The organism is Streptomyces sp. NBC_01006 (assembly GCF_045162725.1).
GTDB lineage: Bacteria > Actinomycetota > Actinomycetes > Streptomycetales > Streptomycetaceae > Streptomyces.
The window spans coordinates 1,720,001-1,743,363 of record NZ_CP108700.1 but is presented as its reverse complement, the minus strand read 5'-3'; the positions used below and the strand labels follow the sequence as shown (position 1 = coordinate 1,743,363).

The 23,363-nt window shown below is 73.9% G+C and carries 17 protein-coding genes and 1 rRNA gene (1 of these 18 cut by a window edge); 10 read left to right on the top strand and 8 right to left on the bottom strand.

The features are described 5' to 3' along the window. Positions 1 to 81 precede the first annotated feature (81 nt). Together OG509_RS07800 and OG509_RS07795 are read left to right on the top strand one after the other, a co-directional pair. On the top strand, positions 82 to 1,029 hold the full coding sequence (locus OG509_RS07800) for a hypothetical protein (protein WP_406181216.1): 948 nt from the start codon (positions 82 to 84) through the stop codon (positions 1,027 to 1,029). 66 nt (positions 1,030 to 1,095) lie between these two features. Then, positions 1,096 to 5,775, top strand: a complete 4,680-nt coding sequence (locus OG509_RS07795) for a hypothetical protein (RefSeq protein ID WP_406181215.1) — start codon at positions 1,096 to 1,098, stop codon at positions 5,773 to 5,775. A 49-nt stretch (positions 5,776 to 5,824) separates the two neighbouring features. Here OG509_RS07795 and OG509_RS07790 read toward each other — a convergent pair whose 3' ends face one another. After that, positions 5,825 to 6,316, bottom strand: coding sequence for a hypothetical protein (locus OG509_RS07790; protein WP_406181214.1), 492 nt, complete (start codon positions 6,314 to 6,316; stop codon positions 5,825 to 5,827). 347 nt (positions 6,317 to 6,663) lie between these two features. On the opposite strand from OG509_RS07790, the gene OG509_RS07785 reads away from it, so the two are divergent. The 4 genes from OG509_RS07785 to OG509_RS07770 are packed head-to-tail and all read left to right on the top strand — an operon-like array spanning position 6,664 to position 10,903. Continuing rightward, on the top strand, positions 6,664 to 9,414 hold the full coding sequence (locus OG509_RS07785) for a nitrate- and nitrite sensing domain-containing protein (protein ID WP_406181212.1): 2,751 nt from the start codon (positions 6,664 to 6,666) through the stop codon (positions 9,412 to 9,414). Beyond that, entirely contained in the window at positions 9,411 to 9,848 is a 438-nt protein-coding gene (locus tag OG509_RS07780; protein WP_030162639.1) for a roadblock/LC7 domain-containing protein, read from the top strand. Before OG509_RS07785 ends, OG509_RS07780 begins: the two co-directional genes overlap by 4 nt. Positions 9,849 to 9,858: 10 nt before the next feature. Then, the gene (locus tag OG509_RS07775; RefSeq protein WP_385591572.1) at positions 9,859 to 10,296 is read left to right on the top strand and encodes a DUF742 domain-containing protein; all 438 of its coding nucleotides are present in this window, start codon (positions 9,859 to 9,861) and stop codon (positions 10,294 to 10,296) included. Beyond that, positions 10,277 to 10,903, top strand: coding sequence for an ATP/GTP-binding protein (locus OG509_RS07770; RefSeq protein ID WP_385591571.1), 627 nt, complete (start codon positions 10,277 to 10,279; stop codon positions 10,901 to 10,903). Before OG509_RS07775 ends, OG509_RS07770 begins: the two co-directional genes overlap by 20 nt. Before the next feature lie 272 nt (positions 10,904 to 11,175). On the opposite strand, the gene OG509_RS07765 is transcribed toward OG509_RS07770, so the two are convergent. From OG509_RS07765 to OG509_RS07755, 3 genes are read right to left on the bottom strand one after another with little or no spacing between them, the layout of a single operon-like run. Then, entirely contained in the window at positions 11,176 to 12,366 is a 1,191-nt protein-coding gene (locus OG509_RS07765; RefSeq protein WP_406181209.1) for a lipid-transfer protein, read from the bottom strand. Next, on the bottom strand, positions 12,363 to 12,830 hold the full coding sequence (locus OG509_RS07760) for a Zn-ribbon domain-containing OB-fold protein (protein ID WP_406181207.1): 468 nt from the start codon (positions 12,828 to 12,830) through the stop codon (positions 12,363 to 12,365). Before OG509_RS07760 ends, OG509_RS07765 begins: the two co-directional genes overlap by 4 nt. Positions 12,831 to 12,871: 41 nt before the next feature. Beyond that, positions 12,872 to 13,240 (bottom strand): Mpo1-like protein, encoded by a 369-nt coding sequence (locus OG509_RS07755; protein WP_406181206.1) that lies wholly within the window; start codon positions 13,238 to 13,240, stop codon positions 12,872 to 12,874. Between the two features lie 100 nt (positions 13,241 to 13,340). Here OG509_RS07755 and OG509_RS07750 point away from each other — a divergent pair, with 100 nt between their 5' ends. Further along, positions 13,341 to 13,853 carry an NUDIX domain-containing protein gene (locus tag OG509_RS07750; RefSeq protein ID WP_406181205.1) on the top strand — a complete coding sequence of 171 codons (513 nt, stop codon included), beginning with the start codon at positions 13,341 to 13,343 and terminating at the stop codon, positions 13,851 to 13,853. Positions 13,854 to 13,911: 58 nt separating this feature from the next. On the opposite strand, the gene OG509_RS07745 is transcribed toward OG509_RS07750, so the two are convergent. Both OG509_RS07745 and OG509_RS07740 read right to left on the bottom strand, forming a co-directional pair. Next, complete coding sequence (locus OG509_RS07745) at positions 13,912 to 14,448, bottom strand: hypothetical protein (RefSeq protein WP_406181204.1); 537 nt, start codon at positions 14,446 to 14,448, stop codon at positions 13,912 to 13,914. Between the two features lie 84 nt (positions 14,449 to 14,532). Then, positions 14,533 to 16,926: a glycoside hydrolase family 31 protein gene (locus tag OG509_RS07740; RefSeq protein WP_406181202.1), complete on the bottom strand. Its 2,394-nt coding sequence runs from the start codon at positions 16,924 to 16,926 to the stop codon at positions 14,533 to 14,535. Between the two features lie 208 nt (positions 16,927 to 17,134). On the opposite strand from OG509_RS07740, the gene OG509_RS07735 reads away from it, so the two are divergent. Both OG509_RS07735 and OG509_RS07730 read left to right on the top strand, forming a co-directional pair. Continuing rightward, positions 17,135 to 19,117 carry an acetoacetate--CoA ligase gene (locus OG509_RS07735; RefSeq protein ID WP_406181200.1) on the top strand — a complete coding sequence of 661 codons (1,983 nt, stop codon included), beginning with the start codon at positions 17,135 to 17,137 and terminating at the stop codon, positions 19,115 to 19,117. Between the two features lie 63 nt (positions 19,118 to 19,180). Further along, on the top strand, positions 19,181 to 20,131 hold the full coding sequence (locus OG509_RS07730) for a hypothetical protein (protein ID WP_406181198.1): 951 nt from the start codon (positions 19,181 to 19,183) through the stop codon (positions 20,129 to 20,131). Between the two features lie 90 nt (positions 20,132 to 20,221). Here OG509_RS07730 and ptsP read toward each other — a convergent pair whose 3' ends face one another. Together ptsP and OG509_RS07720 are read right to left on the bottom strand one after the other, a co-directional pair. Continuing rightward, complete coding sequence (gene ptsP, locus OG509_RS07725; protein WP_406181196.1) at positions 20,222 to 21,892, bottom strand: phosphoenolpyruvate--protein phosphotransferase; 1,671 nt, start codon at positions 21,890 to 21,892, stop codon at positions 20,222 to 20,224. A 75-nt stretch (positions 21,893 to 21,967) separates the two neighbouring features. Beyond that, positions 21,968 to 22,417: a PTS glucose transporter subunit IIA gene (locus OG509_RS07720; protein WP_385591640.1), complete on the bottom strand. Its 450-nt coding sequence runs from the start codon at positions 22,415 to 22,417 to the stop codon at positions 21,968 to 21,970. Positions 22,418 to 23,135: 718 nt separating this feature from the next. On the opposite strand from OG509_RS07720, the gene OG509_RS07715 reads away from it, so the two are divergent. Then, positions 23,136 to 23,363: ribosomal RNA gene (locus tag OG509_RS07715) — 16S ribosomal RNA — on the top strand; it runs 1,297 nt beyond the window's last position.

Below are 23,363 nucleotides of genomic sequence, written 5' to 3'. Positions count from 1 at the left end.
CCAGCACAGCGGGAAGGCGCCGGCCCGGGAAGAGCACCGGCCCGCCGCCGCAACCACCGCACACCACGAGAGGCAGTACCCGTGAGCGACCACCACGCCGAGAACCCCGCGTGGAGCGAGGCCGACGCGCCGTCGGCCTCCGTCGCGCCCGCCTCCGTGGCGCCCGCCTTCGTCGCGCCCGCCTTCGGGGGGCCCGTCGCGCCGGCGGCCGTCACCCCCGCCGATGCCGCGGACGCGGCCCGGCTCGTCGCCTTCGGGCTCCAGCCCAAGCTGCTCCCGGCCCGCGACGCCGAGTACGCCGAACTGCTGCGCCGCTACCGCGAAGACCCGGCCTTCGGCCGCCTCGCCGACGCCGTCGCCACCGGCCTCGGCCTCGTCGTCCTGGAGGTGTCCCCGCGCGCCGGCATGGCCGTCGCCGCCGGCGAGGACTCCGTCTTCGCCGTCCGGATGGGCGACTACGCCCGCCGTACCACCGCCGACTCCGCCGACCGGTTCCTGCACGGCCTCGCCCACCTCGCCGTCGCGGCCCTGGCCTTCCCCCGCCCCGAGGACCTCGCCGACGACGGCTACATCGGCCGTATCACCGTCAACGGGGTCGACGCCTTCGTCCGGCAGACCTGCCGCCGCCTGGAGGAGCGCGCCGAGGAGCTCGGCGAGAACACCGACCCGGCCACCGACGCCCCCGGCCTCGAAGCCGCCTGGCGCGTCTACGCCCGCCGCAGTGCGACCGGCGCCACCAAGGATGCCCGCCGCCTGGCCGGTTCCACCACCGGCATCGTCGGCAAGGCCGCCGCGTTCCTCACCGACTCCGGGTTCCTGCAGCGCACCGGCGACGACGCCGGCGGTACCTACCGCACCACCCCCCGCTACCAGCTCCAGGTCCGCGACATGGCGGGCAGCGCGGCCATGGCCGAGCTCCTGGAACTCGGCGTGGTCCCCGTCAGCGACGGCTCCGCCAGCCTCCTGCCGCCGCCCGAGGGCGACGACCTGGAGCTCGCCGCCGACGCCGGCCTGCCCTTCCACGCCTGAGTCCCGCCGCCGAGCACCGCCGCCCGACCTGCCCTCCGTACCGAGAATTCACGAGAGTCCGCCGCCATGTACGAGCTGTCCCGGATCCGCCTCTACTCCATCGGGCCCGCCGGTGCGCGCTACGCCGACACCGTGCTCGACCTGCGCGGAGTCGGCGAGCCGGTGCCCCATCCGGCGCCCGCACAGGCGGAGTTCTTCGAGGACGAGCCCACCGGCCCGCCGCGCCGCCCGGCGCCCGCGGGCGTGCTCTTCCTGGAGAACGGCGGCGGCAAGTCCGTCCTGCTCAAGCTGATCTTCTCGGTGATGCTCCCCGGCCACCGCAACACCCTCGGCGGCGCCAGCTCCGGCGTCCTGCGCAAGTTCCTGCTCGCCGACGACTGCGGCCACGTGGCCCTGGAGTGGCAGCACACCCAGACCGGCGAGTGCGTGGTCGTCGGCAAGGTCAGCGAATGGCGCGGCCGCCAGGTCTCCAACGACCCGCGCAAGTTCGCCGAGGCCTGGTACTCCTTCCGCCCCGGCCCGGGCCTGAGCCTGGACAACCTCCCCGTCGCCGAGGCCACCGCCGTCCGACCGTCCGTCGAAGGCGCCTCCGGCGCCCGGGGCCGCCGCCGCACGATGAAGGGCTTCCGCGACGCCCTCACCGAGGCCGGCAAGGCGTACCCGCACCTGGAGGTGTACTTCGAGGAGATCCACGACCGCTGGAACGAGCACCTCACCGAGCTCGGCCTCGACCCCGAGCTCTTCCGCTACCAGCGCGAGATGAACGCCGACGAGGGCGAGGCCGCCGGCCTCTTCGCGGTCAAGAAGGACTCCGACTTCACCGACCTGCTGCTGCGCGCCGTCACCGACACCCGCGACACCGAGGGCCTCGCCGACCTGGTCCACGGCTTCGGCAACAAGCTCGGCCGCCGCGCCGAGCTGATGGCCGAACGGGAGTTCACGGCCGGCTCGGTGGACCTCCTGACCAAGATCGTCGAGGCCGCCGAGACCCGCTCCCGGCTCCGCGACGTCCACGCGGGCGCCGAGCGCCGTACGCGCACCCTCGCCCGGCGGCTGTCCGCCCGCGCCGGCGAGGAGCGCGGCCGCGCCGCCGACCTCGCACAGCGGGTCACCGCCGCCGCCCACGGGGTCACCTCCGCCGAGTCCGCGCGCTCCCGCAGCGCCGCCGTCTCCGCCGAACTCGCCTACCGGCACGCCTCGCTCGCGCTGACCGTCGCCGACAAGGCCGCCGCCGCCCAGCGCCGCGAGCTCCTCGAAGCCCGCACCCTGCACTCCGCGTGGCAGGCCGCCGAGATCGTGCTGCGCCACCGCGCCGCCGCCGACCGCTCCGCCCGGGTCGCCGCCGCGATCCTGGAGGCCGAGCGGGACGCCGCCCCGGCGCTGGCCGCCCGCGCCACGGCCGCCGCCGCGCTCGTACGGGCCCTGCACACGGCCGCCGAGGACGGGGAGCGAGTCGCCAACGAGGAGGAGGAGCGCTCCGCCGGCCTCCAGGAGGCGGGCGAGGCGGCCCACCGCGATGCCACCGCCGCCGCCACGGCGGCCCAGCGGGCCCGCAGCGAGGCCGAACACCTGCGGGCCCGGCTCGCCGAGGTCCAGCAGGAGACGGCCGAGGCCGTACGGGCCGGCTGGCTCGACGACTCGGCGCCCGACGCGGACCCGGCGCGGGCGGCCCTGGCCGCCTCCGACGCGGAGAAGACCGCCGTCGCCGCCTGGGACGAGTCCCGCGAGGCCGCCCGCACCACCGCCGACGCCGCCCGCGAGGCCGCCGCCGCGGAGTCCCGCGCCGAACTCACTGCCGCCCGTGCGGCGGACGCCGCCGACGCGGCCGAGGCCGCGCACGACGCCGAGCACCGGGCGGCCGGCTCCCTGGCCGCCTCCCCCCGCCTCGCGGAGCTCCTGGGCCTCCCGCCGGTCCCCGAAGCCTTCCTCCCGCACCCGCGCACGGGCACCCCCGCCGCATCCGGCACGCCGACCGGCCCGACGGGAACCGCCGGCTCCGCCGGGGCGGCCGACGCGGGCGGTGGGCTCACGGTCGCGGACCTCGACCGGAACGCCGACGAGCTGCGCGAGATGCTCACCCACGGAGTCGGGGCGGCCGAGCGGCAACTGTTCGAGCTGCGCACCGCCGCCGCCGACGACGCCCGCATCCTCGGCGCGCTCGGCGACGGCGGACTGCTGCCGCCCGGCCCCGACGTACTCGCCACCGTCGAGTACCTCGGCGAACACGGCATTCCGGCCCTGCCCGGCTGGCGCTACCTCGCCCAGTCCGTGGACCCGGCCGACCACGCCGCCGTCCTCGCGGCCCGCCCCGAGCTCGTCGACGGCGTCGTCATCACCGACCCCGACACCCACGCCCGGGCCCGCGAGGTCCTCTCCGGCGCCGCCCTGCTGCCCCGCTCCACCGTCGCCGTCGGTACGGCCGCCGCCCTGCTGGCACCGGTGCCGCCCGCCGATCACTCCGAAACGGGGGTGTTCCTCGTACCGCCGAACCCGGCCATGCACGACGAGCACGCCGCCGACGAGGAGCGCCAGGCGCTGCGCACCCGGGCCACCGCCCGCGACACCGAGATCCGGGACCTGGCCGCCCGCCTCGCCGGGGACCGCGAACTCGCCGCCCGCCTCGCCTCCTGGCGCACCGGCTGCCCGCCCGGCCGTCTCGCCGAGCTCGCGCAGCAGGCCGAGGCTGCCCGCGCGTTCGCCGAGGAGGCCGACGCCGAGCTCGCGGAGGCCCGTACCGTACGCGCCGAGGCCGACGAGGCCGCCGCCGACGCCGCCCGCGTCCGCGACGAGCGCCAGGACGCCGCCCAGCGGGCGCGCCGCGCCGCCGACGCGCTGGCCGGGCTCGCCTTCCGGCTGCGCGAACGCGCCGGCTGGCAGGCCAAGGTCCGTGAACTCGCCGACGACGCCGCCGAATCCGAGGCCCGCGCCGAGGTCTGCCTGGACCGGGCCCGCGCCGCGGACGAGGACCGCCGCGCCGCCCAGCGCGCCGCCGACGACGCCCGCCGCACCGCCCGCGCGCTGCGCGCCGAGCGCACCGAGATCGCCGGCGCCCCCGAGGCCCTGCCCGAGGAGGACGGGACCGCCAAGGCGCCCCTGCCCGATCTGCGCGAGGCCTACCGGGCCGCCTCCCGGCTGTACGAGAAGGTCGGCGTCGGCGCCGACCTGCGCGCCGAACAGGCCCGCGCCGAGAGCGACGAGAGCGCCGCCCTCGCCGAACTCGACCGGCTCACCAACAAGGTCCGCACCCGGGCCGCCCAGCTCCTCGAAGGCACCGACGGCGCCGACGGGCCCTCCCGGCAGGCGGCCGCCGCCCGCGCCGAGTCCCTCGTGCAGATGCTGGAGACACGCGCGCAGGTCGCCAGCGAGCAGCTCGGCCGGCTCCGCGGCGAGGCCGAACGGCACGCCCCCGCCGAGGGCGAGGCCCACACCGACCTGCCCGAGGACCTGATCCCCGGCGACGTCGAGCAGGCCCAGGCCCTCCTGCGCACCGCCACCGCCCAGCTCGCCGCGCACACCGCGGCCGTCGAGACCGCCCGGGCCGCCCACGCCGACCTGCTGCGCGCCCACCGCACCGCCGAGGACGGCGCCGGGGGCTTCGACGAGACCGCGGCGATGCTGCGGGACCTGCTGCGCGACCACACCCACCAGGACGACGAGCAGGAGCCGGGCGCCCACCCGGGCACGCTGGAGGAGGCCCGGCAGTCCGCCGCCGAGGCCCGCCGCTCCCTGCGCGGCTGCGCGGCCGACCTCTCGGCCGCCGAGTCGGCGGTGCGCGAGGCGAGCGACATCCTGGTCCGCCACGCCAACGCCAACCGCTACGAGCAGGTACGCACCCCCGCGCGCCAGCAGATCCGCGAACTGCCCGCCTCCGCCCTGCCCGAGCACGCCGCCGCCTGGGCGGCGGCCTTCGCGCCCCGGCTGCGCGTCCTCACCGACGAGCTGGCCCAGCTGGAGCGCAATCGCGACAGCATCGTCGACCGGCTGCGCGGACTGGTGGAGTCCGCCCTGGCCACCCTGCGCTCCGCCCAGCGGCTCTCCCAGCTCCCCGAGGGCCTGGGGGAGTGGTCGGGCCAGGAGTTCCTGCGCATCCGCTTCGAGGAGCCGGACCAGGCCACCCTCACGGAGCGCCTCGGCGAGGTCATCGACGAGGCGACCCGCACTGCCGTGAAGAAGAACAGCAGCGCCTCCTTCGGCGAGGGCCGCCGCGACGGCATGTCCCTGCTGCTCCGCGGAGTGCAGGCGGCCCTGGAGCCCAAGGGCATCTCGGTCGAGATCCTGAAGCCGGACGCGGTGCTGCGCGCCGAGCGCGTCCCGGTGGGCCAGATGGGCGATGTGTTCTCCGGCGGCCAGCTGCTGACCGCCGCGATCGCGCTGTACTGCACGATGGCGGCGCTGCGCAGCAACGACCGGGGCCGCGACAAGCACCGCCACGCGGGCACGCTCTTCCTCGACAACCCGATCGGGCGCGCGAACGCCACGTACCTGCTGGAACTCCAGCGGGCCGTCTCGGACGCGCTCGGCGTCCAGCTCCTTTACACGACCGGCCTGTTCGACACCACGGCCCTCGCCGAGTTCCCGCTGGTCATCCGGCTGCGCAACGACGCGGACCTGCGGGCGGGCCTGAAGTACATCAGCGTCGAGGAGCACCTGCGCCCGGGCCTGCCCCAGCAGTCCCCGGAGGAGGAGACCATCCACGGAGAGATCACGGCGACCCGCATGTTCCGCCGCTCCGCGACCGTTTCCTGACCGCAGCCCCGGCCCTCCCGGCGGGCCCGCACGGGTGTCAGCCCCGGTCTCAGCCCGCCCGGTAGCGCCGGTCCGCGCCCGGCGGCGGCCACGCGGCCGGCCGGGGGCCCGGGGCCTCGCCGCCGCCCCGCGGTATTCGGCCCGTCCCGGCGCCCGGCTCCGGGCGGGCCTCCCGGCGGGCGTCCCGGCGGGCCCGGCGCCGCTCGCGCCGACGGTCCCGGGCCGTGCTGCTCGGCTCGGACACCACCCCGTACCGCTGGTTCCACATCTGCCGGGTGATCAGCACGTCCAGTACGCCCCAGGTGGCCACGACCGTCCCCGCTATCGCGCAGAGCGCGATCGGGAGGGCCAGCCAGGAGCCGGTCACCATCAGGAAGAAGGCGACCGTCGCCCCGGTCAGCGTGACGGCCACGATCAGCACCGCCCGCACCGCCGAATCCCGCACCGGATCCGGCATCCGGCGCCGACGGGCCGGCTCCTCCTCCCACAGCGACCGCCCCCGCGCGCCCACCATGGCTCCGTCTTCCTCGTACATCCCCATCGCACGCTCCCCCTGCCCCGTCCCCTCAACCAGCTAGACGTTCGACACCGCCGAGAGATTCCCGTATCCACCGGACTTCTCCCCAGCACCTGCCCATCCCGGAACGAAGAATTCCAGCCATCCATTCGGTTGCGGGAACTGACACCCCACCAAGTGTCATCTGCCACATAACGGGCCGCTCTTGACCGGATGTGTCGGACAACTGGTGATCTACGCCTTGACGCCCGGCCGAAAACGTCCGGACACGCCTTCGAAGCCGCTCCCCGGCAGTAGTAGGCTCACGCCGTTTAAATGACGGAACACCGACCCCCGACAACGGGGTTGAGCTGGGGGAGGCTGGGGAGGCCATGCGCTTTCGCGGGAAGTCCATCCGCCGGAAGATCGTGGCGTTGCTCCTTGTGCCGCTCGTCTCCCTCACCGCCCTCTGGGGCTTCGCGACCGTGCTCACCGGCCGCCAGGCCCTCGAACTCCTCGACGTGGCCTATGTCATCGACAAGGTCGGCTACCCCGTCGAGGACGTCGTCCGCGTCATCCAGAAGGAACGCCGCCAGACCCTCGTCGTCCTCGGCGACCCCCGCGCCTCCACCGCCACCGCCGAACTCGCCAAGCGCCGCGCCGCCACCGACGAACTCGTCGACCGCATCGGCAAGAACGCCAAGGACCCCGAAGTCTCCGACGAGCTCGCCCCGGAGGCCGCCCAGCGCCTCGACTCCATCCTCGACGCCTTCCACGGCATCGGCGCACTGCGCCGCTCCGTCGACCAGAACACCCTCGACCCGAACCAGGCGCTGGAGCTCTACAGCCGCCTCGTCGACCCCTGCTACGACTTCCTCCTCAACCTCCACGCCCTGGAGAACGTGGAGATGGACAAGCAGGGCCGCGCCCTGGTCGGCGTCACCCGCGCCCGCGAGACGCTCTCCCGCGAGGACGCCGTCGTCGCGGCCGCCCTCGCCGCCCGCAACGTCACCCCCGCGGACGTCCGGCACGTCTCCGACTTCGCCGCCAACCGCGCCCTGCTCTACGAGTTCAACCTCGCGATCCTCCCCGCCGACGACCGCGAGCAGTTCGAGCAGTACTGGGGCGGCGCCGAGAGCAAACCACTGCGCGACGCCGAGGAGCGGTTCATCACCGGCGGCTCCGGCAAGAACCCGCGCATCACCGCCGCCCAGTGGGACGAGGCCGCGAACAAGGTCCTCGACGACCTCGCCGTCATGGGCACCGCCGCCGGTGACCGCTACCAGAAGCGCGTCGAACCCGTCGCCATGGACGTCCTCGTCCAGGCGGCCATCGCCGGCGTCCTCGGCTTCATCGCCCTCGTCTTCTCCGTCGTCCTCTCCGTGCGCATCGGCCGAGACCTGGTCCGCGACCTGTCCCGGCTCCGCAAGGAGGCCCACGAGGTCTCCGGCGTCCGGCTGCCCGCCGTCATGCGCCGCCTCGCCGCCGGCGAACACGTGGACGTCGAGACCGAGGCCCCGCGCCTGGAGTACGAGAAGGACGAGGTCGGCCAGGTCGGCCAAGCCCTCAACACCCTCCAGCGCGCCGCCGTCGAGGCCGCCGTCAAGCAGGCCGAGCTCCGCCGGGGCGTCTCCGAGGTGTTCGTCAACCTCGCCCGCCGCAACCAGGTCCTGCTCCACCGCCAGCTGACCCTGCTCGACACCATGGAGCGGCGCACCGAGGACACCGAGGAGCTCGCCGACCTCTTCCGCCTCGACCACATGACCACCCGCATGCGCCGCCACGCCGAGGGCCTCGTGATCCTCTCCGGCGCGGCCCCCTCCCGCCAGTGGCGCAAGCCCGTCCAGCTCATGGACGTCGTACGGGCCGCCGTCGCCGAGGTCGAGGACTACGAGCGCATCGAGGTACGCAGGCTGCCGCGGCTCGGCATAGCCGGCCCCGCCGTCGCCGACGTCACCCACCTCGTCGCCGAACTCCTGGAGAACGCCACCGTGTTCTCCCCGCCGCACACCGCCGTCCAGGTGCACGGCGAACGCGTGGCCAACGGCTTCACCCTCGAAATCCACGACCGCGGCCTCGGCATGAACCCGGAAGCGCTGCTCGACGCGAACCTCCGCCTCGCCGAGACCCCCGAGTTCGAGCTCTCCGACACCGACCGCCTCGGCCTGTTCGTCGTCAGCCGCCTCGCCCAGCGCCACGGCGTCAAGGTCGTCCTCCAGCCCAGCCCGTACGGCGGCACCACCGCCGTGGTGTTCCTCCCGGCGGCCCTGCTCACCGAGGCCCCCGAGACCAACGGCACCGGCCTGCGCCTCGGAGACGGCAAGGGCGCCCGGGCCGGCCTCGGAGCCAAGAACGGCCAGGGCTCCGCCCGGCCCGCCCCGGCGGCCATGGAGCGCGCCCCGGCCGGCCGCTCCCTCGCCGCCCCCGAACTGCGCGGCCCGGTCGAACTGGAAGCCCCGCTCGGCGTGCTCGGCCTCGACGACCCGGCCGCCCTGGACGAGATCACCACCGGGATCTCCGGGCTCACCGGCGTCGGCGGCCGCCCCGCCATGGCCACCCTCGACGACGAGACCCCGCCGAACGGCACCCCGCGCAGCGCCCTGCTGGGGCTCCGCCCGGCGGACCGGGCGCACACCGACCGCAAGGGCGGCCAGGAGCGCGAGCGGGAGCCGCTGGCCCCCACCGGCCCGGTCCGGCTGGACAGCCACCGCGCCGATCCGGTCCGCGGCGCCCGCCCCGACGGGACCCGGTCCCCCGGCGCCGTGCCGCTGCCGCGCCGCAGGCCCACCCCGACGCTGGTCGCCGAGCACGGCCGCCGCGTGGAGCCCCGCCCGGTCACCGCGGTCCCGAAGACCTCGGCGCAGCCGGAGCCGGCCGCCCCGGGCCCCGGCGGGCTGCCCAAGCGCGTCCGCCAGGCCAACCTGGCGCCCCAGCTGAAGAACGCCCAGGCCGCCGCACCCGCCGAAGCCGCCACGGACCAGGTGGTCCACCGCGACGCGGAAGAGGTACGTACGCGCATGTCCGCACTCCAGCGCGGCTGGACGGCGGGCCGCACCCAGCAGGCACAGCAGCAGTCCGGAACCGGGGCAGGCACTTCCGCCGCCACAGGTCCCGGAAACGAGAACGAGGGGGACGGTCGATGACCGCACCGCAGACCGGCAACGACACCCGGGGCCGCGGCTCCGGTCCGCTCAACTGGCTCCTCGACGAGCTCGTCGACCGGGTCGGCAGCATCCGCAAGGCCGTGGTCCTCTCCGGCGACGGCCTGCCCACGGGCAGCTCGAAGGACCTGACCCGCGAGGACAGCGAGCACCTGGCCGCCGTGGCCTCCGGCTTCCACAGCCTGGCCAAGGGCGTCGGCCGCCACTTCGAGTCCGGCAGCGTCCGCCAGACCGTGGTCGAGCTGGACGAGGCCTTCCTCTTCGTCATGGCCGCCGGGGACGGCAGCTGCCTGGCCGTGCTCTCCGACGCCGACTCCGACGTCGGGCAGGTCGCGTACGAGATGACCCTCATGGTCAAGCGGGTAGGCGACCACCTGGCGACCGCTCCCCGCTCCGGGCTGCCAGCCGGAGGGTGAGGCGGACGGCATGAGCGATCCAGGCCAGAACCATCCGGCCGAGAACGATCCGGGCCGGCCGTACGACCCCGCCCACCCGCACTGGTTCGACGACGAGGCCGGCCCCGTCGTGCGCCCGTACGCCATGACCCGCGGCCGGACCAGCCACGCCGGCCAGCACCGGCTCGACCTGATCGCGCTCGTCGTCGCCGAACCGGCGGCCGACGATCCGGTCTGGGACCTGACCCTGTCCCCGGAGCACTCCCACATCCTCGGACTGTGCCGGGAGCGGCCGCAGTCGGTCGCCGAACTCGCGGCCGAACTCGACCTCGCGGTCGGGGTCGTACGGGTCCTGATCGGCGACCTGGCCGATGAGGAACTGGTCCATGTGAACCGGCCGGTACCCCCGGCCGAACTGCCCGATGAATCCATTCTGCGTGAGGTGATCGATGGCCTTCGGGCGCTCTAGCCGCACCGGTGCCATGCATGCCGTGTCACCGGTCGAGCCGCTGACCCTGAAGATCCTGGTCGCGGGCGGCTTCGGGGTGGGCAAGACCACCCTGGTCAGTGCGGTGAGCGAGATCAGACCGCTGCGGACCGAGGAACTGCTGTCCGAGCCGGGCGTCGGCATCGACGACACCGGGGGAGTGGAGGGCAAGAGCACCACCACCGTGGCGATGGACTTCGGTCGCATCACGCTGCGCGAGGACCTGGTGCTGTACCTGTTCGGCACGCCCGGACAGGACCGGTTCTGGTTCCTGTGGGACGAGCTGGCCCAGGGCGCGCTCGGCGCCGTGGTCCTCGCCGACACCCGCCGCCTCGCCGACTGCTTCGCCGCAGTCGACTACTTCGAGCGGCGGGGGATCCCGTTCACGGTCGCCGTCAACTGCTTCGACGGCGCCGAACGCCACCCGGTGGTGACCGTACGGGAGGCGCTCGACCTCGATCCCGAGGTGCCGGTCCTGCTGTGCGACGCCCGGGACCGGGAGTCCGTCAAGGACGTGCTGGTGGGGGTGGTGGAACACGCGATGTCGCTGGCGCGGGCCCGCCGCCGGAGCCTGACCGCGGGGAGCTAGGAGGCACCCTCCGAGCCCCCGGCGCACAGGAGGCGGCCCGTACCCCCGCCGACTGGGGTACGGGCCGCGGCTCTCATGGGGGGACGGGGGCCCCGGCCGCGGCGTCGTACGCGGCGGGAGGCTGTGGAGCGAGTGTGAACCTGCCTCCGGGGGTCGTCAAGCGTTCGGACGACAGCACCTGTTCAGGGTCCGCACCCGGCCGGCCGCCGTCACCCCGGCGTAGCCGCCGGCGTCACGTGGCCGCCTCCGTCCCCGCCCCCGGCCACGGGCCCTCACCGCACCGCGACGACGGCCGATCCGTGCCCGAACAGCCCCTGGTTCGCGGTGATCCCCGCCCGGGCCCCCGGCACCTGCCGGTCCCCGGCCGTGCCGCGCAGTTGCCAGGTCAGCTCGCACACCTGGGCGATGGCCTGCGCCGGCACCGCCTCCCCGAAGGAGGCCAGTCCGCCGCTGGTGTTCACCGGCACCCGCCCGCCGAGCGCCGTCGCGCCCTCCCGTACGAGCTTGGCCCCCTCGCCCTCGGCGCACAGGCCGATGTCCTCGTACCACTCCAGCTCCAGGGCGGTGGACAGGTCGTACACCTCGGCGAGCGAGAGGTCCCCGGGCCCGAGCCCGGCCTCCTCGTACGCGGCCCGCGCGATCGACGCCCGGAACGAGCCCGGCGCCGGCCGTACGGCGGTCACCGAGTCCGTGGCGATGTCCGGGAGGTCGAGGACCGTACGGGGATACGTCGGCGTCACCGTCGACACCGCCCGGATCCGCACCGGATCGGCGACCCCGCGCGAGCGCGCGAAGTCCATGCTGCTCAGGACCAGGGCCGCGCCCCCGTCCGAGGTGGCGCAGATGTCGAGCAGCCGCAGCGGATCGGCGACGACCGCCGAGTCCGCGACCTCTTCGGCCGTGACGGGCTTGCGGTACCGGGCGAGCGGGTTCAGGGCGCCGGCCGCGGCGTTCTTCACCTTCACCTGCGCGAAATCGTCGAGCGTGTCGCCGTACACGGCCATCCGGCGGCGCGCGTAGAGGGCGAAGTACGCCGGGTTCGTGGCGCCCAGGACGCGGAACCGCAGCCAGTCCGGATCGTCCGGCCGGTCCCCGCCGGCCGGGGCGAAGAACCCCTTGGGCGCCGCGTCCGCGCCGACGACCAGGACGACGTCGGCCAGCCCGGCCAGGATCTGCGCCCGCGCCGCCCCGATGGCCTGGGCCCCGGAGGCGCAGGCCGCGTACACGCTGGTCACCCGCGCGCCCTGCCAGCCGAGGGCCTGGGCGAAGGTCGCGCCGGCCACGTAGCCGGGGTACCCGGAGCGCACGGTGTCGGCGCCGACGATCGACTGGACGTCGGCCCACTCCAGCCCGGCGTCGGCGAGCGCGGTCCGGGCCGCGGCCCGTCCGTACTCGACGAAGCTGCGGCCCCACTTGCCCCAGGGGTGCATACCGGCCCCGAGGACGGCGATGTCGGCGCTCACGCGGCGCCTCCCGCCGGCTTGAACCGCCAGGTGGTCCAGACGGTCCCGGTGTCCGGGTCCTCGTTCAGCACGCCGCCGACCACCTCGACCTCCATCCCGACCGCCAGATCGGCGACGGTGACCCCGGGGACCGTCTGCCCGAGCACGACCATCCCCTCGGCCTCCAGCTCCACCGCGACCAGGGAGTACGGCTCCCAGGGCGCGTCCGCGTCGGACACGTACGGCGCGGGCGGCCGGTACCGCCCGTCGGTGTAGGACCACACCCGGCCCCGCGGGGACAGCGGCACCTCGGCGAGCAGGCCGTCGCCGGGGCAGTGCGGATTGCGGCAGTACGCGTCCTCGCGCGGGAAGAACACCGCGGCGCAGGCGGAACACCGGGTGCCGAGCAGCCGGAAGCCGCCGCCCTCCTCCGGTCCGTCCTCGGTGAACCACCCGCTCACGACGGGTGTACGTGTACGTCCCAAGGGAACCCCTCCCCAGCCGGTCACAGAAATCTGATGGATCGTCAGAAGTCTGTCACGGGCGGGCAGTCCTGGCACGGGTTCTCGGCAAGCCACTTCTGTGCGATCGCCCCCAGCTCCGCGTCGCGCCCGGCCAGCATCATCCGGATCATCTGCGCGTCCCCGCGCAACGACCAGGCCGGATGCCCGAAGGTGGCCGGGTTGTTCCCCTCGACCAGGAAATGCGCCGGCCAGGCCGTCCCGTACCCGATCAGGGGCAGCGCGGCGAGAAACCGCTTCCGGCCCCGCGCCAGGCCGTACGCGGTGAGGGCGAGCCCGGTCAGCGTGCCGGTGAGGTGGATCCAGCGGGTGGCGGCGCGGGAGTGCTGGGCGACGTAGTAGGGCCAGAACTCCTCGTACGAAGCGAAAGTCATGCGGGCACGGTACTCACGGCCGGATGGGGACGACAGGGACCGGAAAGCCGAACTCGCACAACCGAGAGCGCCCCCATGCCCCTTGGCATACGATCGCCGCATGCCGGCACAGCAGAGGGACTCGCACTGCTCCACCTGCGGATCGCTGTTCGACACGACCTCCTGGCCCCGTACGTGCGCCTCGTGCGGGGCCGTCACGTACCGCAACCCCCTGCCGGTGGCCATCACGCTGCTCCCGGTCGAGGACGAGGCGGGCACCGGGCTGGTCGTGATCACCCGCACCATCGAGCCGGCCCTCGGGGGCATCGCCCTGCCCGGCGGTTTCATCGACTTCGGCGAGGACTGGCGCGACGCGGTCGTCCGCGAGCTGCGCGAGGAGACGGGCATCCGCGCCCCGGCCTCGGAGGTGGCCCTGGCCGACGCGATGAGCTCCCCGGCGGGCCACCTGCTGCTCTTCGGGCTGCTGCCGCCGCGCCCGACGGCATCCCTGCCGCCGTCGGCCCCGACGGACGAGACCTCGGGCTGGCACGTCCTGCGCACCCCGACGGAGCTGGCCTTCCCCCTCCACACCCGCGCCACGGCAGCCTGGTTCGCGGGCCGCTACACCGGCTGACGCCGGGCGACCCGGCTCGCACCCGCGCTCACGCCCATGCGGCTCGCGCGCCCGCACCTCACGCCCCCGACGGCAGGACGAAGTCCGCCATGGCCACCGCCGCCACAGCCACCACTGCCGTCACGGCCAGACCGCGCGCCCACAGCGCGCGCAACGGCACCGGCCGGACCCGCAGACAAGCCCCCGCGACCATCGGGAGCACCGCGCTCGCCGCCGCGCTCGCCCAGACCACTCCGAAGCCGGGAGCCGACGCCAGGTGGCCGCTCAGCCACCCGTGGGCCAGCAGGGCCGGCGGCGCCGAGACCGGCACCGTCATGACCAGGACCGCCACCGGCTCCGGCCACGCCGTCAGACGGGCCGTCAGCCGCCCCAGTACCGCCACCGGCTTGACGAGAAGCAGCCCGTGCAGGAACCCCACCGCCACCGCGGCGACCGACCCGACCCCGAACACCACCAGGGACGCGACCGGCGACGCCTGCCGCGCCGCGACGAGCAGCCCCCACGCCAGGAGCAGCTGGCAGGCGCCCACGACCTCGGACCCCGGCGCGATGTCCCGGCGGCGCGGACGACTGCCGGCCGGATTCGCCCAGACCACCACTGACCCCCTGACCGACGGTTCCGACGGCGGCGCGGCCGGTCCGCGCGCAGGGGCAGGGTCCCCCGGCCGCCTGGAACGCTCCTAGAGCCGCCCCGGAACGCCTTGCGCGGCCCCGAGCCCGAGCCCCCGTACCTCCACCCCCTCGACCGGCTCGCCGGCTTCGTTCTCCACCACCACCGCGTCCTCCACCCACCGCACCGCGTACCGCTCGACCCCGCCCGCCTCGAACCCCGGCCCCGGGTCCCGGATCACCACCCCGCCGCCCGTACGCCCCCGGGCCGGAGCCCACGCCTCCAACGCCACCCCGCCTTCACCGGCCCGGCGGACCGGCAGCACCGAGCCCGCCCGGGCCAGCACCGGGATCCGCCCCTGCGGGGCGTCCAGCAGGACCTGTCCGGGGCCCTCGTACGCCGTCCCCGTCGCGGTGTCGTACCAGCGCCCCCGCGGCAGCCGGACCGCCCGCCGGTCCGCCCCGCACTCCAGCACCGGCGCCACCAGCAGCGCGTCGCCGAGCAGGAACGCGTCCTCGCAGTCCCGCAGCGCCCGGTCCTCCGGCGCCCCCCACCACAGCGGCCGCACGTACGGGGCCCCGGTCCGGCGCGCCAGCTGGGCCAGCGTCAGGAAGTACGGCCGCAGCCGCTCCCGCTCCGCCAGTACGGCCCGCGCCGCCTCCTCCACCTCCGGCCCGAACTCCCACGGCTCCCGCCGCCCGGCCCAGATCGCCGAGTGGGTCCGGAACAGCGGCAGGTACGACCCCAGCTGGAGCCACCGCAGATACAGCTCCGGCGAGGGCGAGCCCCCGAAACCGCCCACGTCCGGGCCCGAGTACGGCACCCCGCACAGGCCGAGCCCCAGCACCAGCGCCAGCGAGGCCCGCAGCCCCTCCCAGCCGGTCTCCACGTCCCCGGACCAGGTGCCCCCGTACCTCTGCATCCCCGCCCACCCCGACCGGGAGAACAGGAACGGCCGCTCCGCGGGCCGCAGCCGGACCAGCCCCTCCCAGCCCGCCCGCGCCATCCCGAGCGCGTACACGTTGTGCGCGGCCCGGTGGTCCCCGCCCGCCCCGTCCATCGAGTGCCGCGCCGAACGGGGCAGCGTCATGTCCCCGAAGGGGGCGAAGGACACCGGCTCGTTCATGTCGTGCCACACCCCGGCGAAGCCCTGCTCCAGCCGCTCCGCGTACAGCCCGCCCCACCAGGTGCGCACCGCCGGATCCGTGAAGTCCGGGTACGCGCACTCGCCGGGCCAGACCTCGCCCCGCACCTCCTGCCCCCGGGCGTCCCGTACGAAGGCCCCGCCCGCCCCCACCGCACGGCCCGCCTCGTGGACGGCGTCGCCCGCCTTCACCGCCGGGTCGACGATCGACACGAGCCGTACGCCCTGCTCCGCCAGCTCCCGCGCCAGCCCCGGCAGATCGGGGAACCGCTCCTTGTCCACCGTGAAGACACGGTGCTCGTCGTAGTGGTCGATGTCCAGGTGCACGCCCGACAGCGGGAGCCCGCGCGCGGTGTAGCCCGACACCACCCGCCGCACCTCCTGCGCGCTCCCGAACCCCCACCGCGCGTGCTGGTAGCCGAGCGCCCATTCGGGCGGTACGGCGGCCCCGCCGGTCAGCCCCGACCAGCCCTGCAGCACCCGCGCCGGCGTTCCCACCAGCACCCAGCAGCGCAGCGGCCCGCCCTCCATGCGCAGCTCGCTCGCCCCCGGCCGGTCCGCCCCCGAGCCGGCGCCCTCCTCGCCCTCGCGCAGCGCCACCCGGCCGTCCCAGGAGTTGTCGTGGAACACCAGGTGGGTACCCGCGTCCGCGACCACCATCTGCACGGGCATCGTGATGTACAGCGGATCGTCACCGGGCCCGAAGCCGCCCTTGGGGTCCGTGTTCCACAGCCGGTACACCCCGTCGCGCAGCCGCGGACCGCCGGCCCGCCCGCCCAGCCCGAAGAACCGCGCGTCCGCCGGCACCTCCGCCCGCTGGAGCCACCGCGACTCGACCGGCTCCCCGGCGACAGGCTGGACCGGCTCCCACCAACGCGGCGGCAGCTCCCGGCGCAGCACCGTCCCGCCGGGCGTACGGACCTCGATCGCCCCGTGCCGGGACACCGCCACCGTCACCCGCTCCGAGACCACCCGCCAACCGCCGCCGGTGTCCGGCTCCAGCACGGCCCGCGGATCGGGCTCCGGCCCGCTGCCGACCAGCGCGTACGAGGGGGTCGGCCCGGCCCCGTCCCAGCCCCAGAACACCGCACCGCCGGCCGTGACCCGTACCAGCAGCTCCGAGCGCGTGAACTTGAGCACCCCGCCGCCCGGCCGTGCTTCCGTACCGGTCAGCAGACCCGGCACGCGGGCCCGCTCCGCGCCCCGGCGCGGGAGCCCCACCGCGTCCGCGCGCCGGTTGCGCAGGGCCGAGCGCCACGCGCGCCGCCCGCGCTCCGTACCGATTTCCTTCACCGCACGCACCAGATCACGACCGTTCATGCTGCTCACCCTGCCACCGGCCGCCCGGCGAGCGGGCGGCGTTCAACTTCCGTTCACTCGTCCAAGAGGCCCCTGGTGCGGAGGTGGATCACATGGCATGGTCCCTGTGAGCCGCCGCGCACACCCACCGCGCGGGGGCGCCGTACGCACGCCACGCACACATCACGCACACGACGCGCGAGCCGCAGACTTGACCGGGAGCCGACCCATGACCTCAGCCACCCCGCCGGAACCCCTCTGGTCCCCGGGCCCCGACCGGATCGCCGCGGCCCGCATCACCGCCTTCCAGGCCTGGGCCGCAGAGCGCTTCGGAGCCCCCGCGGACGGCGGCTACCCCGCACTGCACAGCTGGTCCGTCGACGAGCTCGACACCTTCTGGCAGGCCGTCGCCGAGTGGTTCGACGTCCGCTTCACCACCCCGTACGAATCCGTCCTCGCGGACCGCTCCATGCCCGGCGCGCGCTGGTTCCCCGGCGCCACCCTCAACTACGCCGAGCACGCCCTGCGCGCCGCCGAGGACCCGGCGCGCGCGGACGACGCCGCGCTGCTGTACGTGGACGAGACCCACGAGGCCACCCCCGTCACCTGGGCCGAGCTCCGCCGCCAGGTCGGCGCACTCGCCGCCGAGCTGCGCGCCCTCGGCGTACGCCCCGGCGACCGGGTGAGCGGCTACCTCCCCAACATCCCCGAGGCCGTCACCGCGCTCCTCGCCACCGCCGCCGTCGGCGCCGTGTGGACCTCCTGCGCCCCCGACTTCGGCGCCCGCAGCGTCCTCGACCGCTTCCAGCAGGTCGAGCCGGTCGTCCTGTTCACCGTCGACGGCTACCGCTACGGCGGCAAGGAGCACGACCGCCGCGACGCCGTCGCCGAACTGCGCGCCGAGCTCCCCTCGCTGCGCGCCGTCGTCCACATCCCGCTGCTCGGCACGGAGGCCCCCGAAGGCGCCGTCGCCTGGGCGGACCTGATCTCCGGCGCCGCCGAGCCCGTCTTCGAGCCGGTCCCGTTCGACCACCCGCTCTGGGTGCTCTACTCCTCCGGTACGACGGGCCTGCCGAAGGCGATCGTGCAGTCCCAGGGCGGCATCCTCCTGGAGCACCTGAAGCAGCTCGGCCTGCACTGCGACCTCGGTCCCGAGGACCGGTTCTTCTGGTACACCTCCACCGGCTGGATGATGTGGAACTTCCTCGTCTCCGGCCTGCTCACCGGGACGACGGTCGTCCTGTACGACGGGAGCCCGGGCTATCCCGACACCGGGGCCCAGTGGCGGATCGCCGAGCGGACCGGGGCCACCCTGTACGGGACCTCCGCCGCGTACGTCATGGCCTGCCGCAAGGCGGAGGTCCACCCCGGCCGGGACTTCGACCTCTCCGCCGTGAAGTGCGTGGCGACCACGGGCTCCCCGCTGCCGCCCGACGGCTTCCGCTGGCTGCACGACGAGGTGGCGGAAGACCTCTGGATCGCCTCCGTCAGCGGCGGCACCGACGTCTGCAGCTGCTTCGCCGGCGCCGTCCCCACCCTCCCCGTCCACATCGGCGAGCTCCAGGCCGCCTGCCTCGGCACCGACCTCCAGTCCTGGGACCCGTCCGGCAAGCCGCTGATCGGGGAGGTCGGCGAGCTGGTCGTCACCAACCCGATGCCCTCCATGCCGATCCACTTCTGGAACGACCCGGACGGCAGTCGCTACCGCGACAGCTACTTCGAGATGTTCCCCGGCGTCTGGCGCCACGGGGACTGGATCACGATCACCGACCACGGCTCCGTCGTCATCCACGGCCGCTCCGACTCCACCCTCAACCGGCAGGGCGTCCGGATGGGCTCCGCCGATATCTACGAGGCCGTCGAACGCCTTCCCGAGATCAAAGAGTCCCTGGTCATCGGCCTGGAGGAGCCCAACGGGGGCTACTGGATGCCGCTGTTCGTCCACCTCGCACCCGGCGCGACCCTCGACGACGACCTCCGCGGCCGGATCAAGGCCACGATCCGCGAGGAGCTCTCCCCGCGCCACGTCCCCGACGAGGTCATCGAGGTGCCGGCCATCCCGCACACCCTGACGGGCAAGCGCATCGAGGTCCCGGTCAAGCGCCTCCTCCAGGGCACGCCGCTGGCGAAGGCGGTCAACCCGGGCTCGGTCGACAACCTCGAACTCCTGCACTTCTACGAGGAGCTCGCCCGTACGCGCACGCGCGACTGAGGTCACTGTCAGTGGTCACGGTTACTGTGAGTGAGCAATCGAATGCGTCACTCAGGGGGAGCCATGCCACGGACACGCCACGACACCAGCCGGACCACCGGGAGGGCCGCAAAGGCCCCGCAGGCCGGTGGCCGCACCACCCGGCGCCGCATGCTGCGCCGCGAAGTCCCCAGCACCGTCGGCCTCCTGGCCGACGCCGGGGACTTCGCGGCCATGCGCGACTACCGCAGCTTCACCTTCGACCACCACGACGACTACAGCGACTACCTCCGCCACGTCGACGGCCTGCTCCGGTCCCTCGCGGCTCAGGGCATCCACACCACCGTCGCCCTCTTCGACCCCGACGAGTACGCCGAGTTCTGCAGGGAACACGGCATCGACCCGGACACCGCCGGGGCCCGTACGCGCTTCACGGCCGAACTGGCCGGCGCCGGGGCCCTACTGCCGTACACCGGCCAGCCCATCGACGAGCTCGTCCCGCTCCTCGTCGACGAGGCCGTCCGCCAGGCCACCTGGGAGTACGCCACCACCCTGCTCGCCGGCGTCGGCAGCTGCGCCGACTGCGGCGAGGACATCGGCCACGCCTCCTTCACCCGGGCGAGCGGGGCGCTCACCCGCCTCGTCGACGGCGCCGGGCCGGGACACCACCACCTCGTCTGCAGCGTCCCGACCCAGGACGAACAGCTCGTCGCCGTCCTGCACGCCGAGGTCGACCCGGACCGGGACGGTCCGCCGCGCATCGAGGGCCGCGAAGGACTCGACTTCGTGACCGTTCTCGCCGCCGGCCTCGCCCTCGGCGGTCCCGGGGGCCTGGTGCTGCGCAGCACCATCGAGGGCCTCGGCGACCGGGTCCACGGCTGGCGCCTGGACCGCGGCCGCCTGGTCCCGCTCTCCGCGGCGGCCGTGTTCAACGCCTACTGCACGGACGCCGACACCGGGGACCCCGTGGCCCCCGAGTCCGGCGTCGAATACTGCCCCGGCTACGAGGTGGACGACCCCACCCCGAACCACTGACCCAAGGAGGACACGACCGGACACGACCGGACACGACCGAGGGGCCCCCGCCACCGGCGAAGGCCCCTCGATCGACACCACCCTGCTCGGCTACTCGCCGGACAGCACCGCCTGGGCAGCCACGCGGGCCTCCTCGGCGCTGTCCGCCGCACGCGCCGCGGCCGCCGCGCGCTCGCACTGGGCCAGCGTGTACTTGGCGAGCGTCGCCCGCACGTAGGGAATCGAAGCGGCACCCATCGAGAGAGAGGTGACACCCAGACCCGTCAGCACACAGGCCAGCAGCGGGTCGGAAGCGGCCTCACCACAGACACCGCAGCTCTTGCCCTCCGCCCTGGCGGCCTCGGCCGACATGGCGATCAGGTCGAGCAGCGCCGGCTGCCACGGGTCCTGGAGCCGCGACACCGCACCGACCTGACGGTCCGCGGCGAACGCGTACTGCGCCAGGTCGTTCGTGCCCAGCGACAGGAACTCGACCTCCTGGAGGATCGAGCGCGCCCGGAGCGCGGCGGAGGGGATCTCCACCATCGCGCCGAACTTCGCCTGCAGCCCGGCCTCGCGGCACGCGTCCGCGAACGCCTTCGCGTCGGTCCGGTCGGCCACCATCGGAGCCATGACCTCCAGGTGGACCGGCAGGCCCTGGGCCGACTTGGCCAGCGCGGTCAGCTGCGTACGCAGCACGTCCGGGTGGTCCAGCAGCGACCGCAGACCGCGCACGCCCAGCGCCGGGTTCGGCTCGTCGGCCGGAGTCAGGAAGTCCAGCGGCTTGTCGGCGCCGGCATCCAGGACACGTACGACGACGCGACCCTCGGGGAAGGCTTCGAGCACCTTGCGGTACGACTCGATCTGCTTCTCCTCGGACGGCGCCTTCTTGCTGTCGTCCAGGAACAGGAACTCGGTGCGGAACAGGCCCACACCCTCCGCCCCGGCCTCCACGGCCGCAGGCACGTCCGCCGGACCGCCGACGTTGGCCAGCAGCGGCACCTTGTGACCGTCGGAGGTCGCACCCGGACCGGACGAGGACGCGAGAGCGGCCTTGCGCTCGGCGGCCGCGGCCTCCAGCTCGGCCCGCTTCTCGGCGGTGGGCTCGACGAACAGGTCACCGGTGCTGCCGTCGACGGCGATGACCGTACCCTCGGCGATCTCACCGGCACCCGGCAGCGCCACGATCGCCGGCACGCCCAGCGCCCGCGCGAGGATCGCGCTGTGGCTGGTCGGGCCGCCCTCCTCGGTGACGAAGCCGAGGACGAGCGCCGGGTCGAGCAGCGCGGTGTCGGCGGGGGCCAGGTCCCTCGCGATCAGCACGTACGGCTCGTCGCTGTCCGGCACACCCGGCATCGGCACGCCCAGCAGCCGCGCCACGATGCGATTCCGGACGTCGTCCAGGTCGGCCACTCGGCCGGCCATGTACTCCCCGGCCCCCGCGAGCAGGTCGCGGTACGAGGCGAACGCGTCGTACACGCCGCGCTCGGCCGTGCTGCCGACGGCGATGCGCCGGTCGACGTCCGCCATCAGCTCGGGGTCTGTGGCGATCATCGCCTGGGCCTCCAGCACGTGCTGGGCCTCGCCGCCTGCCAGCTGGCCGCGCGCGATCAGGTCGGCGGACACAGCCTCCACGGCCTTGCGGGCGCGCCCCTGTTCGCGCTCCGCCTCGTCCGCGGTGATCTGCTTGGCCGGCGGCTCCAGAACCGCCGTGCCCATGTGCCGCACCTCGCCGATCGCCACACCGTGGCTCACGCCGACGCCTCGCAGCGTTGTCTCCATTTCACCCGTCTCCGATTGAGCGGCGGGCCCAGCCGCCGCGGTGGATGTCCGACCCGCCCGTGCAGGCGGACGAGGTCACTGCCAGCTGAACAGGGCGTCGTCGACCTTCACGTCTCCGGACTCGACGACATCGCCCAGGGAGTCCGGGGTCGCCTCCAGCGCCACGACGGGGCAGATCGGAGACTTGCCGGCGTCCTCGACGGCCTGCGGGTTCCAACGGATGACGGCCTGCCCACGGGTCACGGTGTCGCCCTTGTTGACGAGCAGCTCGAAGCCCTCGCCGTTGAGCTGAACGGTGTCGATCCCGAGGTGGGTGAGTACGCCGTGCCCTTCGCCGTCGACGACGACGTACGCGTGCGGGTGCAGGGAGACGACCACACCGTCGACGGGGGCCACCGCCTCCGACGGCTCGCGCACGGGGTCAATAGCGGTGCCCGGACCCACCATTGCGCCGGAGAACACCGGATCGGGCACTGCCGCGAGTCCGATGGCCTGCCCGGCAAGTGGGGACGTCACGCTGGTCATGGGGGGCCTCCCAGGGGTGGTGCTTCTACGTGTCGTCGTCACAACCCGTGCTGTGACGACGTACTTTCAGAAGGGTATGTCACGACATGTCCCGGTTCACTCGATGTGCACCCCCTGCCGGAGGGCACGACGCGCGACCGCGACGACGTAGTGGACTAGACCATACGCCTGAATCGATTTGCTTGGGCACCACGGGCCCTGTACTGTCGTGACTCCCGCCAGGACGTGCCGCGTGAACTTCTCGCGAACAACCGATGGACGGGACTCCTCCTCTTCAGTGCTGGTCTTGATCCGTGCTGCTCTTCGTATTGCCTTCCCGGTAAATCGAGTGAGTGGTCAAGGAGCCGGAAAAGCCCTGATAGAGTCGGAATCGCTGGAAAGGGAAAACGCGAAAGTGAACGACCTGGAAAGCGAGCGGAACTGACTCTGATAGAGTCGGAAACGCAAGAACGAAAGAACGAAAGCCCGGAGGAAAGCCTGAGAGGGTGAGTACAAAGGAAGCGTCCGTTCCTTGAGAACTCAACAGCGTGCCAAAAATCAACGCCAGAAGTTGATACCCCGTCCACTTCGGTGGATGAGGTTCCTTTGAAAAAGACCTGTGAGGTCGCCTTCGGGTGATGCTTGCAGGCAACAACACAGCGAGGACGCAGTGGTCAGTCGGTCATATTCCGACATGACTGACCCGCTCTAAGTGTGTGTACCGGATTACCGGTAAACATTCATGGAGAGTTTGATCCTGGCTCAGGACGAACGCTGGCGGCGTGCTTAACACATGCAAGTCGAACGATGAAGCCCTTCGGGGTGGATTAGTGGCGAACGGGTGAGTAACACGTGGGCAATCTGCCCTTCACTCTGGGACAAGCCCTGGAAACGGGGTCTAATACCGGATAATACTCCTGCCTGCATGGGCGGGGGTTGAAAGCTCCGGCGGTGAAGGATGAGCCCG

Excerpts from the sequence above, each read along its gene's own strand:
- OG509_RS07795 (WP_406181215.1), top strand. The coding sequence starts at position 1,096 with ATGTACGAGCTGTCCCGGATCCGCCTCTACTCCATCGGGCCCGCCGGT.
- OG509_RS07790 (WP_406181214.1), bottom strand. The coding sequence starts at position 6,316 with ATGGGGATGTACGAGGAAGACGGAGCCATGGTGGGCGCGCGGGGGCGG.
- OG509_RS07785 (WP_406181212.1), top strand. The coding sequence starts at position 6,664 with ATGCGCTTTCGCGGGAAGTCCATCCGCCGGAAGATCGTGGCGTTGCTC.
- OG509_RS07780 (WP_030162639.1), top strand. The coding sequence starts at position 9,411 with ATGACCGCACCGCAGACCGGCAACGACACCCGGGGCCGCGGCTCCGGT.
- OG509_RS07775 (WP_385591572.1), top strand. The coding sequence starts at position 9,859 with ATGAGCGATCCAGGCCAGAACCATCCGGCCGAGAACGATCCGGGCCGG.
- OG509_RS07770 (WP_385591571.1), top strand. The coding sequence starts at position 10,277 with ATGGCCTTCGGGCGCTCTAGCCGCACCGGTGCCATGCATGCCGTGTCA.
- OG509_RS07755 (WP_406181206.1), bottom strand. The coding sequence starts at position 13,240 with ATGACTTTCGCTTCGTACGAGGAGTTCTGGCCCTACTACGTCGCCCAG.
- OG509_RS07750 (WP_406181205.1), top strand. The coding sequence starts at position 13,341 with ATGCCGGCACAGCAGAGGGACTCGCACTGCTCCACCTGCGGATCGCTG.
- OG509_RS07740 (WP_406181202.1), bottom strand. The coding sequence starts at position 16,926 with ATGAACGGTCGTGATCTGGTGCGTGCGGTGAAGGAAATCGGTACGGAG.
- OG509_RS07735 (WP_406181200.1), top strand. The coding sequence starts at position 17,135 with ATGACCTCAGCCACCCCGCCGGAACCCCTCTGGTCCCCGGGCCCCGAC.
- OG509_RS07730 (WP_406181198.1), top strand. The coding sequence starts at position 19,181 with ATGCCACGGACACGCCACGACACCAGCCGGACCACCGGGAGGGCCGCA.
- ptsP (WP_406181196.1), bottom strand. The coding sequence starts at position 21,892 with ATGGAGACAACGCTGCGAGGCGTCGGCGTGAGCCACGGTGTGGCGATC.
- OG509_RS07720 (WP_385591640.1), bottom strand. The coding sequence starts at position 22,417 with ATGACCAGCGTGACGTCCCCACTTGCCGGGCAGGCCATCGGACTCGCG.